13 protein-coding genes are annotated in these 15868 nt (G+C 39.9%); 2 read left to right on the forward strand and 11 right to left on the reverse strand.

What is annotated here, in order from left to right; genetic code table 11:
* Positions 1 to 227: 227 nt before the first annotated feature.
* The 8 genes from ACHCNF_RS09610 to ACHCNF_RS09645 all read right to left on the reverse strand — a co-directional run bounded on the left by ACHCNF_RS09610 (position 228) and on the right by ACHCNF_RS09645 (position 7510).
* Positions 228 to 2108 (reverse strand): hypothetical protein, encoded by a 1881-nt coding sequence (locus ACHCNF_RS09610; RefSeq protein WP_408069586.1) that lies wholly within the window; start codon positions 2106 to 2108, stop codon positions 228 to 230.
* A complete protein-coding gene (locus ACHCNF_RS09615) occupies positions 2092 to 2271 on the reverse strand; it encodes a hypothetical protein (protein ID WP_408069587.1) in 180 nt (59 codons plus the stop codon). Before ACHCNF_RS09615 ends, ACHCNF_RS09610 begins: the two co-directional genes overlap by 17 nt.
* A gap of 11 nt (positions 2272 to 2282) precedes the next feature.
* Positions 2283 to 2492 (reverse strand): hypothetical protein, encoded by a 210-nt coding sequence (locus ACHCNF_RS09620; RefSeq protein WP_408069588.1) that lies wholly within the window; start codon positions 2490 to 2492, stop codon positions 2283 to 2285.
* 221 nt (positions 2493 to 2713) lie between these two features.
* Positions 2714 to 2941: a hypothetical protein gene (locus ACHCNF_RS09625; RefSeq protein ID WP_408069589.1), complete on the reverse strand. Its 228-nt coding sequence runs from the start codon at positions 2939 to 2941 to the stop codon at positions 2714 to 2716.
* A gap of 180 nt (positions 2942 to 3121) precedes the next feature.
* On the reverse strand, positions 3122 to 3979 hold the full coding sequence (locus ACHCNF_RS09630; RefSeq protein ID WP_408069590.1) for an ABC transporter ATP-binding protein: 858 nt from the start codon (positions 3977 to 3979) through the stop codon (positions 3122 to 3124).
* A gap of 153 nt (positions 3980 to 4132) precedes the next feature.
* Positions 4133 to 4921, reverse strand: coding sequence for an ABC transporter permease (locus ACHCNF_RS09635; RefSeq protein WP_408069591.1), 789 nt, complete (start codon positions 4919 to 4921; stop codon positions 4133 to 4135).
* Positions 4922 to 4951: 30 nt separating this feature from the next.
* A complete protein-coding gene (locus tag ACHCNF_RS09640; RefSeq protein ID WP_408069592.1) occupies positions 4952 to 6082 on the reverse strand; it encodes a glycosyltransferase in 1131 nt (376 codons plus the stop codon).
* Positions 6083 to 6133: 51 nt separating this feature from the next.
* Positions 6134 to 7510 (reverse strand): glycosyltransferase family 4 protein, encoded by a 1377-nt coding sequence (locus ACHCNF_RS09645; RefSeq protein WP_408069593.1) that lies wholly within the window; start codon positions 7508 to 7510, stop codon positions 6134 to 6136.
* A 258-nt stretch (positions 7511 to 7768) separates the two neighbouring features.
* On the opposite strand from ACHCNF_RS09645, the gene ACHCNF_RS09650 reads away from it, so the two are divergent.
* Positions 7769 to 10855 (forward strand): response regulator, encoded by a 3087-nt coding sequence (locus tag ACHCNF_RS09650; RefSeq protein ID WP_408069594.1) that lies wholly within the window; start codon positions 7769 to 7771, stop codon positions 10853 to 10855.
* Between the two features lie 52 nt (positions 10856 to 10907).
* Positions 10908 to 11756, forward strand: coding sequence for an aldo/keto reductase family protein (locus ACHCNF_RS09655; protein WP_408069595.1), 849 nt, complete (start codon positions 10908 to 10910; stop codon positions 11754 to 11756).
* Here the strand turns inward: ACHCNF_RS09655 and ACHCNF_RS09660 are convergent.
* From ACHCNF_RS09660 to ACHCNF_RS09670, 3 genes are all read right to left on the reverse strand, one after another.
* Positions 11650 to 12489: a hypothetical protein gene (locus ACHCNF_RS09660; RefSeq protein ID WP_408069596.1), complete on the reverse strand. Its 840-nt coding sequence runs from the start codon at positions 12487 to 12489 to the stop codon at positions 11650 to 11652. The two genes, ACHCNF_RS09655 and ACHCNF_RS09660, sit on opposite strands and share 107 nt — an antisense overlap.
* A 428-nt stretch (positions 12490 to 12917) precedes the next feature.
* Positions 12918 to 13886: a hypothetical protein gene (locus tag ACHCNF_RS09665; RefSeq protein ID WP_408069597.1), complete on the reverse strand. Its 969-nt coding sequence runs from the start codon at positions 13884 to 13886 to the stop codon at positions 12918 to 12920.
* 400 nt (positions 13887 to 14286) lie between these two features.
* On the reverse strand, positions 14287 to 15069 hold the full coding sequence (locus ACHCNF_RS09670; protein WP_408069598.1) for a PDDEXK family nuclease: 783 nt from the start codon (positions 15067 to 15069) through the stop codon (positions 14287 to 14289).
* Positions 15070 to 15868 lie beyond the last annotated feature (799 nt).

Below are 15868 nucleotides of genomic sequence, written 5' to 3' on the forward strand. Positions count from 1 at the left end.
TGTGAATTATTCCTCCCGTCCTGTCGTGCAGGATATAAAAATGTTTCTATTTGTTTTAGCATAGCTCATGATTATGAGCCTATGATATTATATAGTGTTCTTATACTCTTTTTGCTTTTGCATCAGTTAGTGCTTTTATACTCTTTTGGCTTTTGCTTCAGTTTGCGTTCTTATCCACTTTGAGCATTTTGCATCAGTTAGTACTTTTATATGCTTTTGTTTTTGCTTCAGTCAGTATTCTTATATACCACATAGTTGTTGCCTGATATTTTTTCATAGCAAAATGCTGCGGGGATGTTCAGGCTTTCCTCATTACTCTCTTGGATATTTCCCGGTAAAATAATATAATCAATCTTCTCCGGTGTATATGTTGTTCCCCATACCGGCTCTGTTATCTGCTCGCCATCCAGAGCTCGTTCCAGGTCCTCTCTTTTTATCATGTATTCCTTATCCGCAGACCTGAAGTACAAGTCATAGACCTTGGCTTCCTTTGAAAACTGGCTGTCAGTTACAAAGGCAACATTTGAGTTCTCAAGGTGATTTTCTTTAAAATACTCATCAATCTCTGTCATCTCTGCTATAAGGTCGCCTTCAACATGGTATGTGGCATGTACATTTCTTAGTCCCATAGCTATGTTTATAGCTGATAAAAGCGATGCAAATATTGTAAATAATCTAATGGCATGGCTTTTATTCTTATTATAGAGATGATAAAAAAGCAGTAGCATAATCAGGAATATAGCAGCCGTTACAGCTCCGCTGTTATAAATGATCTTCACATTCTTAAGTAGCATCCCGATAGTGTTCAGTTCAGCAACTGCCGGTTCCGTAACTTCTGCAGCTGCCAGCCCCATAACTTTTGCAGCCGCCAGTTTCGTATCAGGTACAATTTTCCTTAAGGGATAGATGTACAGCAGCGCCACATTACCTGTGGTACAAGTGCTGTAAACGCCTTTAAATATGAGCCCTGCCATAAGCATCAATGGCACAAATACCTTCAAATCCCTATTCTCAAGTTTATCATCATTAGACAATCCTGCAAAGAATATACAAATAAATGGCAGTGCCAATTGTGACAGATACCTTAGATGAACCGCAGGAATCAGTTTACCATAATCCTCTTTGACAGTAATCGTCATCACTATTACAAGAATTGAACAAAGGTAGAGAAGTACTGTATATAGCAAGAATTTGGCAGCTTCCTTTGATAGCTTTTTATGATTAAGCAACGGCATCAAAACCGGAAGGACATAAAATGACAGCATCACTGCAACCAGGTAATATAGTAGCGCATAAAGCAGATAAAGTATCATCTTGTAATCTGTAAGGTATGAAAAATCCAGCGCACCGCTTTCTATGTAGGTGTTGGAGAAAACACCAAAGAAGATGACTATCAGAATAACGCACGCAGATATGATGAAAATCGCTATATTTCTATTTTGCAGTACAGTTTTTGCAGGTATTTTTTTCTTTTGTGTTTTTATTGATAAGTCTCTTTTTTTTATAGAAAAAATAATTTCAGCAGCAACATAACTTAGTAAAACACATATTCCGATTTCTTTTGTAAAATAAGCCAATATTGATAGTATTATTGCTGCTATCACATAGCTGATTTTTTTATACTTATATGAGAGCAGTACAAAATAAAAGCACAAGCAGCATAATGGAAAAAACAAATTTTCCGACATAAATGTCCCCGAAATTACTACGTCCGGCCAAATTGCTATCAGCAAAACTGCCGTAAGAAGGTAGCTTCGTTTTACATTTAGTTCACGGCAAATTAGATATGTGATAGGTATTGGTGCCGACATCAAAATAGAGTTAATGAGCATTATGACTTTAACTCTTGCAGTCACATCATTTATCAGGAATGTTGGCAGGAGTACAAAGCTATAACCAAGCTTAGAAAACGGGAGCCTTACCCCGTGCAGCTGCAAACCTGTTCCCTCAAAGATACTTTTTGCCATATCGTAGTAAATCAGCTCATCTGCGTAGGTTTCCATAGCTTTGCTATATGATGATATGACATACAGCAGCATGGTATGCAGTATTACAACCAATACAAGAATATTCTTTTCTTTTTTGCTTAAACTAATTCTTTTCCCCATTTATAGCGTTTTCGTCCTTGTCTGATTGTTTCTTCTGTTTTGGATGAATTGCTTTTTGCTGTCTTTTGTTGCCTGTTGCTGTCCGTTCAAGCTTTTTCATCCTGTCTGTCTGGTTCTTCTGTTTTGGATGAATTGTTTTTAATGACTTTTGTTGCCCGTCCATGGTTTTTCATCTTATCTGACTGGTTCTTCTCTTTTGGATGAATTGTTTTTTATTGCCTGTTCATGGTTTTTCATCCTGGCTGACCAGGTCTTCTCTTTTGGATAAATTGCTTTTTGCTGTCTTTTGTTGCCTGTTGTTGTCCGTTCAAGCTTTTTCATCCTGTCTGGCTGTTTCTTCTGTTTTGGATGAATTGTTTTTAATGACTTTTGTTGCCCATCCATGGTTTTTCATCTTATCTGACCGGTTCTTCTCTTTTGGATGAATGAGTTCTGATGCCTTTTCATCCTTCCTGACTATTTCTTTTCTTTTGGATGAATTGCTTTTTATGTCTTTTCATCCGAAAGTCTTAGATTTCCCTAAAAGGATGAATTTGCCGCCTAACTTTTTTTGTAGATTATTATTTTATTCAACCATTTTAGTCTAATACTCAGATATGGATGAATTATGACAATACACCTTTCATCCTTTTGTTGAGTTCTATCATATCAGGATGAACAAAGTGCAAAATCAGTTCATCCAATTTGGTTATTTCTGTCATAAAGGATGAATTTATGTAAGCACCCGCATCAAATTTTCTATACTTACAATCCAGCTCGCGGAAAATGCCTTCCTCACACCATTCATCCCTGCTGCGAACTATTGTAGAAAATGCCTCTCTCGTGCTGCTCATCCCTGCTGCGAACTATTGTAGAAAATACCTCCTTCACACCACTCATCCCTGCTGCGAACTGTTGTAGAAAATACCTCCTTCGCTCCACTCATCCCTGCTGCGAACTATTGTAGAAAATACCTCCTTCGCTCTACTCATCCCTGCTGCGAACTATTGTAGAAAACACCTCACTCCTGCTGCTCATCCCTGCTGCGAACTATTATCAGGATTATCCCTTCTCGATTTCAGGTAGCTCATATATTCAGGTCTGATCTCGGAGGGTTTGCCCTCAGCCTTTGCTTTGCCGTCACAGATCCAAATGCATCTGTTGCAGACTCTCTCTATCTGCTCCCAGTCATGTGATACCAGAACAATTGTAGTTCCACGCCCTATGATTTCCTCAAGCTTGTCAAAGCATTTTTCCTGAAAAGCAGCATCCCCCACAACTAGTATCTCATCTATTAGGAGTATGTCAGCGTCAACGTTAATGGCAACCGCAAAGGCAAGTCTCATATACATTCCTGATGAGTAGGTTCTAACAGGATTATCGATATAGTCACCAAGCTCGGAAAACTCAATTATGTCGTCCATTCTTGCCTTGATTTCTTTGTGAGTCAGCCCGAATATAGCTGCGTTTATAAAAATATTCTCGCGGCCCGTCATATCAGAATGAAAGCCTGCCCCAAGCTCTAAGAGGCTTGAAACTCTGCCTCGCATTTTTATTTGTCCTGAATCGGGGTATAGAATGCGAGTAAGCATTTTGAGAGTTGTACTTTTTCCGCAGCCGTTGTGCCCGATCAGCGCTACAGCTTCGCCCTTCTTCACCTTGAAGCTAAGACCGTCAATCACCGAGCGCATCTCATAGCTTCGCCTCTTCTTGAAAAGTGACGCCTCCTTTAGTGTAAAGCCTCTGTCATAAAAGACTTTAAAACTCTTTTTTATATTATCTACTTCAATGGAATATTCGTCCTGCATCATTACTCCTGCTACACTTTCATCTATCAGCCAAAGGAATTTTACACCGGCATAAGACATTTCCACCAGCATAAGGCATTTCATCTATCAACTCAAAAGACATTTCCCCGGCATAAGGCATTTCAGCTATCTGCCCCAAAGGTAATTCCACCAGCATAAGGCATTTCATCTTCCATCACCCATAAAGACATCTTCAGTCGATGTTATGTGTCTGCTCTCGAAACATCCTACACATGCTTACAGGTATTCTGCAAATTTTCTCTTCAGCTTGTTGAATAAGTGCCATCCAACAGTAAGAAAGAAGATGCCCATAAAGCACGCAAGTGAAAGTGTCCCGATCCTGGGAGCACGCTGATAGTACAGGATATCTCTGTAAGCTACAATTACCGATGTCATGGGGTTCAAGTAGAAAATCCCGCGAAGATTATCAGGTATCATGTCCACAGAATACATTACAGGTGTCATAAACTGCCAGGCCATTGTTATGATAGAAAGCATATATTTTACATCCCTAAGATATACCGTCCAGGCGCTGAACACGAACACAAGACCAAGCGCAAGGCTAAGCTCGATCAGCATGATAAGTGGAAGATATATTAAAACTGCAGGTTTATCTAGTCTTCCTGCTATGAAAAGTGCCACAAATACTATAATGAAACACAGCAGCATGTTGATAAACTGGCTTACAACATATGATATTGGTATTACTTCCCGGGGAAAATAAACCTTCTTTATCATATCCTCCGCGTCCCTAAGGCATCCGCACCCTTCACTCATGCATGTGCCAAAGAATATCCAGGGAATCAGTGTCACAAACAAGAACAGAGAGTACTGCTCTTCAGGACTTCGAAGTATCACTGAAAAGAGAATGGTGTATACAATCAGCTGAAACAGCGGATTTAAAAATGTCCACAAAAAACCAAGGGCAGATCCCTTGTATCTTCCCCTGAGGTTTCGGTGTACCTGCGTGAAAATCATTTCGCGGTAGTAATAAAGCTCTTTTAATCTGTCTATGGTTGAATCCATCTATGTTCTCTTGCCTGTTTCTAAAAAATTCTATTTATATACGGTAATCCCTTCCATCTGCTTTTCCTTGAAAATCCGATATTGTTCTTCGACAAACCTTTTTAATCTGTCCTTGAAAACACTTTCATCAAATTCCAGAGCATGTGCTCTTATTTTTTCCTTATCAAAGGTCATGCTCTCAAATCTGCGGATGGCCTCCAATAGGGAATTAGGTGTCGGCTCATCAAAAAAGACACCGGTTTCGTTTTCGATAACAGTTTCAAGAATTCCTCCCTTTCCAAGGGCTATGACCGGCCTTCCGCTGGCCTGAGCTTCAAGTGGTGTTATCCCAAAATCCTCGACTCCGGGGAAAATGAGTGCCTTGCACCTTGCATAATAGTCCTTTAGCTCATCATCGTCCACAAATCCCAGAAATTTCACAGTAGGCCCCGCCATAGCTTCAAGCTTCTCCTTCATGGGGCCTGTTCCTATAACGTACAGAGGGAGGTTATTGTCTGAGCACACCTTCACTGCAAGCTCGATGCCTTTATATTCCTGAAGCCTTGATACACATAGAAAAAATCCACCATCTTCCTTCGTCGTGTGGAACATAGCCGTTCTTACAGGACAGTGTATTACATAAGCATCCCTTCTATAATACTTGCGAATACGTTTTGCCACATTTACTGAGTTACCCACAAATACATCGACGCGAGCTGAGGTGGCATAATCCCACACTCGCATGAAGGTCATGAAATATGAGATCATTCTGTTTTTAAAGCCGCCCTTACCAACAAGAGGCCCTATATAGTTGTGCCTCTGCTCCCAGGCATATCTCATGGGAGTATTGCAGTAGCAGATATGCAGGGTATCAGGTCCTGTGATAACGCTTTTCCCAACGCTGGTGCTGCTGCTTATTACCACATCGTAACCCCTTAGGTCTATGCTCTCCATGGCGGTGGGCATATACGGAAAAAGCCTCCTGTGGTTTAGCATTTTCTTATCTGTCTTTTGAAGGAAGGTTGTGCGTATGTCTGCATCACGAAGCGCTCCACGCATGTTCATCCTGTTGCACATGGATGTATAGATCGGAGCCTCAGGAAAAACTTCATGCATATTTATGATCACATTCTCTGCGCCGCCCATGAAGGGCAACCAGTCATGTACGATTGCAACTCTCATTTATATTTTGTTCCCCTATATGTTGACATGTTATAAGCTCATGTACATCATTCATCTGATGCTGTCAATGATTGCACTTGCTGATTTTTCCCAGGTGTACTTGTTTAAGTAGTAATCTTTCTTTGTTGTATCTAAGTATTTATTCTCTCTCTCATTCTTACTCAGACTATTTACATCTGGATTATTCATTTTCCTCTCGCCTTTTTCATCGAGGGTTTGTTTATCGTCAGAGCCCTTATCTTCGAGAGAATCTATATTACCAGAAACCTTATCACCGTAGACTTTTATTTCGCCAGAAACTTTACCATCCGGAGGTTTTATGTCGCCAGAGCCCTTACCATCGGAAGATTCTATATCTCCAGAACCCTTACCATCGTGGGCTTCTACATCGCCATCCCCATTATAATCGAGGGCTTCCATATCGAATTTAGAAACATCTCCCGGATCAAAAAAATAGCATCCTACAGGATATATCTCTTTAAGAGCCGGGATGTCAGCAAGTGCAATGTGCCTTACTCCCATGTAGATAGCCTCTAATGGTGGTATACCAAATCCTTCATATAACGATGGGAAAATGAAGGCATAGGCATTTTTATATAAATTACTAAGTTCATTATCTGTAACATAGCCTGTGAAAATCAGGTTTGTCCGGCTATTTGTTGCCATTACAGCATTCTTCTTGCTTACACAATGCGCATCTTTTTTATTATTAAAAGAACCTGCGCTACTGCCACCAGCTATGACAAATTTCCTATCAGGATAGCGGGCTGCAAGTTTCATTATAAAGTCCTGATTCTTGTGGATGTTTGAGCTTCCAACCGTGAGGTAGTATTTTTCGTCCTTATGTATGTTAAATGCATTTAAAACTGATTTCTCTGCATCAAGATTTCTATCCTTTTCATACCTTAACAGGTGGTCTGCTGCATTACCAGCAATTATAAATCTGTCTTCCTTAAGTCTGTAATAGTCCATCAGCTCGTTTCTGCTAAACTCTGAAACCGTAATAATCCGCCTTGCTCTCTGAAGGGTAAGGCGATATCCGATTCTGTACATCCACCGGAACATTTTTTTGTAAGACCGGGGATAGCGGATAAATGATATATCATGAGCTGTGACAAAGTCAGGCTTTAATATCGGCGCAATTCCGGCAAGACTAAGGATTGTCCCTTTTTGCCTGTATGCAAACAGCGGCAGGTCTGTCTGAGTCCACAGGTTACCTCTTCGTTTTCCCACAACTACTGTCTCGATGTTTGAAAACTCCACGTCACAAGTTAAAGCTCTCTGCGGAATGGCAAGTATCACTTCTCCCGGTTCAACAAGCCTGTCAATCTGCCTGACAATCTCAATTCCATAGCGCTGAACGCCGGTTATTTTCTGTGTAAAAATCCTTCCGTTAATAATCAGAGGATGTCCTTTACAAAATCCCATTTTCTACCGTTGTCACCTTGCGTCTGTGCATTTTTCTTAGCTAAATTCCCTGCGAATACCGGATGGACATGAACGAATCTCCGTCAGTCTCATACTTTCGCGTAAATAAATCTTTGGTAATTCTACCACAATTTGACTATTCGAGATACCTTCCAGGATTTTTATAAAAAATTAACGAAATTACATATTTGCATAATTGAATTGTAAAAACTGCTTTTGCTAAGATTATTCTGTAAGATTTTACTGTGAGGTGCTTAGATGCCTGATAGATTTATGAAAAGCAAATTTCTGATAAGAACACTTTATGTACTGATCTTGTTTTCTTTGATCGGCCTGATGTTTTATGTATATTTTTCACCGGGCTTTCTGATTCTGCACCATTATGGTCTTATGTTTAACTTTTCTTATATCCCTTTTATAGCCATTGCCGCGCTATATGGTTATTATCTTGCGCTTAATGCCTACCTTATTCTTTTTATCACGGCAATTTTTGTAGATGGAGATAACACCTACCTGTTAACTGCTTACATGGCACTTCTTTTTTTGTATTCGATGTTCTCCCAGTACAGGTGGTTCAGGTCAAAAATAAAGACAGTATTAGCCTTTGTTATCAGTTACCTTGTAAGTCTGTTTTTTGAGTTTTTTAATCATGATATGATTCTCGCCTATGACTTCACTTCCGGTAGCTTTGACAAGTTTTTTAATCACGCCTCGACACCTATGCACTCATGTATTTTGAGCTGCATTTTCTTCTATTTGTTTTTCAATCATGCCCCCGACTTTGTTAAGCGCATTTTCCCTCTGGGATATATGTACACAAGAGAGTATGTTGAAAACCTGCTTTTCCAGAACTCTCTGAAGAAAACCAAGTTAAGTATAAAAATCACTTCGATAATAATCATCGAAGCCCTTCTTCTTGGTTCTTTTTCAATAGTTTTCATAAATATTCTGTTTCCCGATCTGCGCCATATGATGAACGATGGTCTTCAGCACGCCCAGAGACTTAGTGATGACATGATTTTCAGATATAATAATTATGGTCTGGCATTCACCGTAAAGCTAATGTTTATGGAGCTAAGTATCGCAGTACCCATCGCCTCCACCATCAATTATTATTCCAAGACAATGATTGGAACTCCAATAGGGCAGCTAGCTTCTTATATGCTCAAGTTCACCGACACTACTGATGAAAATCGCACGGAATATCTCCAGACTGTGAAGGCTTCTCCCATAAATACTCACGATGAAATCACAGAGCTTTACTACGCGATGATGATCACTTTAAATGAGGTTACAGGCTACATCGAGCGCATTCAGGAGGAGCAGCGTTTAAAAGAGGATTTGCGGGTTGCTGAGGCAGCCAGCGAAGCAAAGTCGTCATTTTTATCAAATATGTCTCACGAGATACGAACTCCTATAAATGCTGTGCTCGGAATGAACGAGATGATTTTAAGAGAAAGCGACGAGCAGCAGACAATAGAGTATGCAAATACTATCCAAAGTGCCGGAAACACCTTGCTTTCGCTGGTTAATGACATTCTGGATTTTTCCAAGATAGAAGCAGGCAAAATGGAAATCCTTCCGGTTCAGTACAATCTTAGCTCTGTAATCAATGATCTTGTTAACATGATCTCACGCCGCGCAAGCGATAAAGGCCTTGAGCTAAAGGTGGTTGTTGATGAAGATATACCTGATCTCCTATATGGTGATGAGATCAGGATAAAGCAGTGCGCAACAAACATCCTTACCAACGCCGTAAAGTATACCGAAAAAGGAAGTGTTACGCTGGAGTTTTCATATAAAGAGATGGCTGATTCCTCCATCGCCCTTACTGTCAGGGTAGTTGATACCGGAATCGGTATTAAGGAAGAGGATATCCAGAAACTGTATTCTCCTTTTGAGCGTATTGAAGAAATCCGCAATCGTTCTATCGAGGGGACCGGCCTTGGCATGAGCATCGTTAAAAAGCTGCTTGCACTCATGGATACCAGACTTGTTGTAAAAAGTGTTTATGGAGAGGGCTCCGATTTTTCATTTACCGTATTACAAAAGGTCTGTGATCCTGAGCCCATCGGTGATTTTGAAAAGCGCTACAAGGAGACTGTAAGCACCAGAAAAGCATATCATGAGTCCTTTACAGCACCTTCTGCCAGAATTCTTGTTGTCGATGATACCAGTATGAATCTGACCGTAATAAAGGGTCTCTTGAAGAAGACATTGGTGCAGATAAAAACTGCTCAGAGCGGAAAAGAAGCACTCAGGCTTGTCACCGATGAAAAATATGATCTCATTTTCCTGGATCACAGAATGCCGGAGATGGATGGGATTGAAACCCTTGCTGCCATGAAGGAGCTTCCTGATAATCTCAACAATGACACAATCTGCATTGCTCTTACCGCAAATGCTGTCGCAGGAGCCCGCGAATACTATCTGGACGCAGGCTTTGCCGATTATATCTCTAAGCCAATAGACCCTGCGAGACTTGAAAATATGCTGATCCAGTATCTGCCCGCAGAGAAGGTTGCTTTGGCAGGGGATTCCGATAATGCTAAGAGGGATGCAGGCTTGGATGGTAATTCAGGCAACTCTATGCAGGATGCTGGCTTTGAGGGAATTTCGGGTAGTTCTATGCAGGATGCTGGCTTGGAAGAGGATTCCGGTAACTCTATCCGGGATGCTAGTTCGGGTGGGAATTCTCCTGCCATGCGTAAGCTTAAGGAATTTAAGGGCATAGACATCGATGTTGCTATCCGAAACTGCGGTGATGAAGAGCTTGCGCTTGAAGTTATAGAAGATTTCAAGTCGAACCTGTCAGACAAATACAAGATGATAAAGGAGTATGAATCCGCTGGCGATATCAAGAACTTCACTATTCAGGTTCATTCTCTTAAAAGCTCCGCAAGGATAATTGGCGCAGAAGCTCTGTCAGAGCAGGCTGAAGCCCTCGAAATGCTTGGCAATAAATGGCTTGATTCAAAACTTGATTCAAATGATAAGAACGAAGAATATGCCGGTTCTGCAGATTCGCGTGATAGTATAGGTAGCGAAATACGAAGTAACACAGTAACTCTGTTGCATATGCTTGATGATTGTATGAAAGCTTTTGGATTAGAGCAGGCAGATGCTATTCCTGACAGGAACCTTCCTCTTATTGCATCCGATGAACTCGCCTCCGCTTTTGACAATATCCGCGAGCTGATGGAGGCTTTCGACTACGATAATGCAGCAGCAATTTACAATATGTTATCAGATTACACCATTCCTGCTGAGATGTCTGAGAAGTACAAACTTGTTGGAAAATATATAGCTTCCGTTGACAGAGAAAAATTGTTGGAAGTTTTATGACTTTTTTGTAGTTGTGCTTTTCGCCTGCTTTTTTCATCAAAGAGGTTACACTATGCAAACTATTCTTCTAAACAACCAAATAGAAATGCCCCTTCAGGGAATTGGCACTAGGAATCTTGCTGATCCTGACATCTGTGAACAGGTTGTTCTCTATTCCCTGGAATCCGGGATCAGGCTAATCGATACTTCGCCTCTGTACCTGAATGAGGAAAGTATTGGCCTTGCTATTTCAGAGTCACCAGTGGAGAGAGCTGAACTTTTTATTACTGCCAAAATCCATCCTTCTTTTTATAAAAAAAGTCTTCCACAAAAATCACTTGAGCGCACGTTGAAGAAGCTTAGAACGGATTACGTTGACCTTCTTTTAATTACCACACCTATTGTTAAGGGATGGAAAAACGCTTGGAAATACCTTGAAAAGGCTGTAGATGAAGGTCTCGCCAGGGGTATCGGTGTATGTAATTTTTATACGGAAAAAGCTATCGACGAGCTCTGCAGTATGGCAAATATAAAGCCCTGTGTGGATCAGATAGAATGTCACCCGTTTCTTCACCAGCGTCATATACAAAAAAAGCTGAATGCGGAAAACATTCAGCTTGAAGCATGGTATCCGCTTGGAAACGGAAATGCTCTATTATTACATAATGAGGTTCTTCTTGATATTGCTACGTCGCACCATACAACCGTGCCGCAAATTATATTGCGTTGGCATGAGCAGATGGGACATGTTTTCATAGTAAAATCGTCAAACCCTGATCATATCCAAAGAAATCTGCACCTTGAGCACATTTCACTTACGCCCGACGATATGCAGCGGATCGAAGCCTTAGATGTGAGTCATAATTTCTATTGTGTGCCTGAGTTTCTTCAGAAGTTGAAGTATTCTTTAGCTCGCTGGTAAGGCTGGTCAGCATATCTCTAAGAAGAGATCCTTGTCCACCATATGAAGAAATCACATCATCAGCAATCTCTCCTAAATCTGTTTTATCAAGGAGCGTCTTGTATGCTGAATAGTTACCTATGGCACCAAGTGTATTATCATTAAGAGCGCTGAGTGTAGATGAACCGTCTTCATCCTCACCACCTACAGCAAGGTCTGAGAACAGGCCTGATGTAAAGTCTGCTTTTTCAGTCAGAGAGTTCTCAAGTGAATCCTTCATCATTGCCGTATACAGATAATTCTGAAGAATCATATTGCTTCTGGCTTCGCCTTCAAGGGCTGAGTCTGTTCCTGCTCCGGCAATTCCTACCAGCTTATCCTCAACCTGTTTACTAATATTCGTTGAAATATCAGCATCTTCTGTATTGGCATTGTTTGTAATCGTTCCTGCAGCTGACTTCATTGCTGCTTCCAAAATGGCAGAGAATGTATTAGCTCCTATCAGTGAATTTGTGCCATCTATTGAATCCAGCACGCTATCTGAATTGAGCAGTTCCGATACTCCATTAAGTGCAGCATTACCGTCTAAGGAGCTTCCCTTGAGTGCATTTCCGTTTAGTGCACCTCCGTTTAGTGCTGAAATATCGCTCAGTGTACTTAATGAGTTTCCACCAAGCACACTTCCCCCAAGCGTGCTCAGTGATGTTAAGTTGCTATAGTTTGAAACAATTGAAGACAAATAATCGTAATCCATGACTCCCCCAACAAAACCACCCTGCTTCTGATATCATCTTCATCGTATCAGAAATAGGATTCAAACATTCATACAACTCTCGCCCCTGCAAACCACAATATGTAGTAGCTTGCACTTGTTTATTATACCATGGATATGATTAATGTTAAATATTTTTTGATTTTATATATAGGTATTTTGGAGAAGATTCCTCGTAAGTTTTCCCGAAATTTTTTCTCGTAAGTTTTCTCCATATTATTCTCGTAAATTTTCTCGATATTTTTTCTCGTAAGTTTTCTCGATATTATTATTCTCATAAATTTTCTCGTATTATATGATCATATCCTCAAAAAAAGGATGAATTCGCCTTTCAGCTCATTCATCCTTTTCATTCATTAGTCCAAAAAGATGGTTCTCTCAAAGAAAAAGAGATTTTCACTTGGACAAAATTATTTAACTGTTACACTTGTGATGTGGGGATTAACGCCCTGATACCAGTATAAGAAGCCTTCCATATCTACAGTATCGCCAACATTAAGAGCTTCAACTGCCTTGTATACATCAGAATCTTTGTCGCAAAGATATGATTCTACTGTAAATGTGTATGTCTTGCCATCTGCAGATACATTGAAGTAAAGGTCATCACCCTGTGAACCTGATCCATCATAGTTGTAAAGGAAAGCTACTTCATTTCCATCTGCATCCTTAGAAGGCTCAACTACCATATCCTTAAATGATACGTATTCATTCTGGTGGTCGATAAGTGAATCATCAGCAAGTAAAGCTGTTACATCTAAAGGCTCAGCCTCAAAGCTTCCGTCTTCGATTTCAAACTTAGCATCTGTGATCTCAACTTCGCCTTCCCATTCTGACTTATAACCTGTAACCTTAATCTTTGTTCCCTTTGTAAGCTTGTCGTATTCTTCCTTTGAACAAGGCATGTTGTAAAGGAAGTAAGCACCATCCTCATCCTGTGTGTAGAATGTAGCATTACCAACGCCTTCATTCTCCCACCAGCCCTGCATAGCCTGTACGTAAGTCTCAATAGTAACCTCTGAATCAACATCAGCAGCAATATAATCATCATGGCTCATTACTTCGCCTGTAGCTGCATCAGCAGCATCTTCTGTGTCTGCATTTTCTGTTTCTTCATCAGTTTCTTCTGCTGTAGCGTCTTCTTCAGCTGCGTCAGCAGTTTCTTCTGCTGTTGTGTCTTCTTCAGCTGCATCAGCAGTCTCTTCTGCAGTTGTGTCTTCTTCAGCTGCATCAGCAGTCTCTTCTGCTGTCTCTGCGCTCTCTTCTGCAGTCTCTTCAACTGCCTCTGCTGCAGGTTCTGCAGTCTCAGTCTTTGCTCCGCATCCGATCATGCTAAATGCAAGACCGAAAGCCAATAATGTTGCAATAGTCTTTTTTTTCATAATCTTTTCCTCCTATAATGGTCAGCTGTCGGAATCCGACTCACTGCCAATTAATAACATCGACGCCTATTATACCACAGTTTGGAAAATACACTACAATTTTTATCTGGTTAGGTTTGAGATACTCTGTCATCAACTTGGCAAAAAAATGTTCCATAATCTGCTTAGCAATAGTGTTCCAGTAGCTCTTTAGCAACGGTGTTCCTTCATTTACTTAGCAACAGCGTTCATTCATTTGCTTAGCAACAGCGTTCCTTCCACTGCTTAGCAACAACGTTCCTTCCACTGCTTAGCAACAACGTTCCTTCTACTGCTTAGCAACAACGTTCCTTCTACTGCTTAGCAACAGAGTTTAGCATCAGCGTCCCGTTAACTACTCAGCATATATTGCTCTTTTTCACTACAGCAAGTAATGTTCTATAAGTCGCATAACATGCTTTGAGTTAAGTGGCCTCTCGCTTGTTTCTCGAGTAATTATCAAATTGTCTCCAAGAAAATAACCGTGAGATTCATAATTATCAAGTTTTTCCATATTTCTTGCCAAATACTCATCATCATCCAGTAGCCCTAAGTGTTCCCAATAAATCACTTTTCTCTGAGGCATTTTTAATATTGAAAAGTCCGGGTAAACCTTCTTATTACCTATAAAGATGGGACACTCATACTTGTATGGAATACCCAGCTTATTAAGCGTATTTGCTATAATAACCTCTGATTTTGAACGCACACGCTCATTATTATCTGTATAATGTTCAGGCATTCCATCCTCAAAGTATCCGGATTCATATGGTTCCGCAAGCCATTTTTCCAAGAATACATTATCAGGAACAAAGTGAGGTGTAACCAGTATTTTTCGACCTGATACAAGCTTATCGTATATATGCTCATAAGTTGTTTCCGGCATTGTTTTTGAATACTTTGTTATTGCTGTCATTTCCTTTTGCACAGCCGTTTTTACCTTTTGCTCATAGTCACGTTGAGCTATTTTTCTTGCAGTATTAATCTCATCACGATGAAGATATTTGTAGGACTTGTCCCCCTTATCATCGCAGATGTAATAATATGGTCTTCCTTGTTTTTGAATTACCTTAAGTCTTCCTTCCGGCAATTGCTCAATCAAAGAATTACATTTACTAAGAATGTCTTTGAGCTCTTGCTCTCTGTCATCAAATCTTTTTTTCATTTAATTAAATTGCCCTTTCTGTTGTTGATTGTTAAATAAAATGGACTCGGGTCATTTTTAAGTGTTAATGTTAATCAATATCAATAACGCCTTTTAAGTTTTTCGTTCATAAATGGAATGATTTGCAGAGTCTGCGATACAGAATATAAAATAATAGGGTTTGATAATAGCACTTATCATATTGTATGTCAATACTGTTTTATTTTCGTGTTTTTATGATTGTTGGTAATTGTTATTTGCTGCTGGTTGTTGTTTGCTGTTAGTTGTTTCTTGTTATTTCTTGTTGTTGATTGTTGTTTGTCGATTATAGTTTCTTGCTATTGGTTGTTGCTTGTCGATTTTTCTTGTTTGCTGTTGATTATTGTTTGTGAATTTTTGTTGCTTATTGTTGATTTGTTGCTTGTCGATTTTTATTGCTTATCGTTGATTGTTGCTTATCGTTGATTTGTTGCTTGTCGATTTTTATTGCTTATCGTTGATTGTTGCTTATCGTTGATTTGTTGCTTGTCGATTTTTATTGCTTATCGTTGATTGTTGCTTGTCGATTTTTGTTGCTTATCGTTGATTTGTTGCTTGCTGTATAGACACACTTTAAGCTTGCAAGCTTCAATTCATCCTGACTACAAATAAATCAAATATTGGATGAACGGAAAATTAGTTGAATTCATCCCTTTTGCCATTTATCTTATATTAGGATGAGAACAAATTTATAAGTTTTCATCCATATTGGATAAACAGCTTATTAAGTATGAATCCCCTTAGCTGAAAGATTTTTATTTCATTAACCTTCATTCATCTA

The organism is Butyrivibrio sp. NATIVEDY162, assembly GCF_045999815.1.
Classification (GTDB): domain Bacteria; phylum Bacillota; class Clostridia; order Lachnospirales; family Lachnospiraceae; genus Butyrivibrio.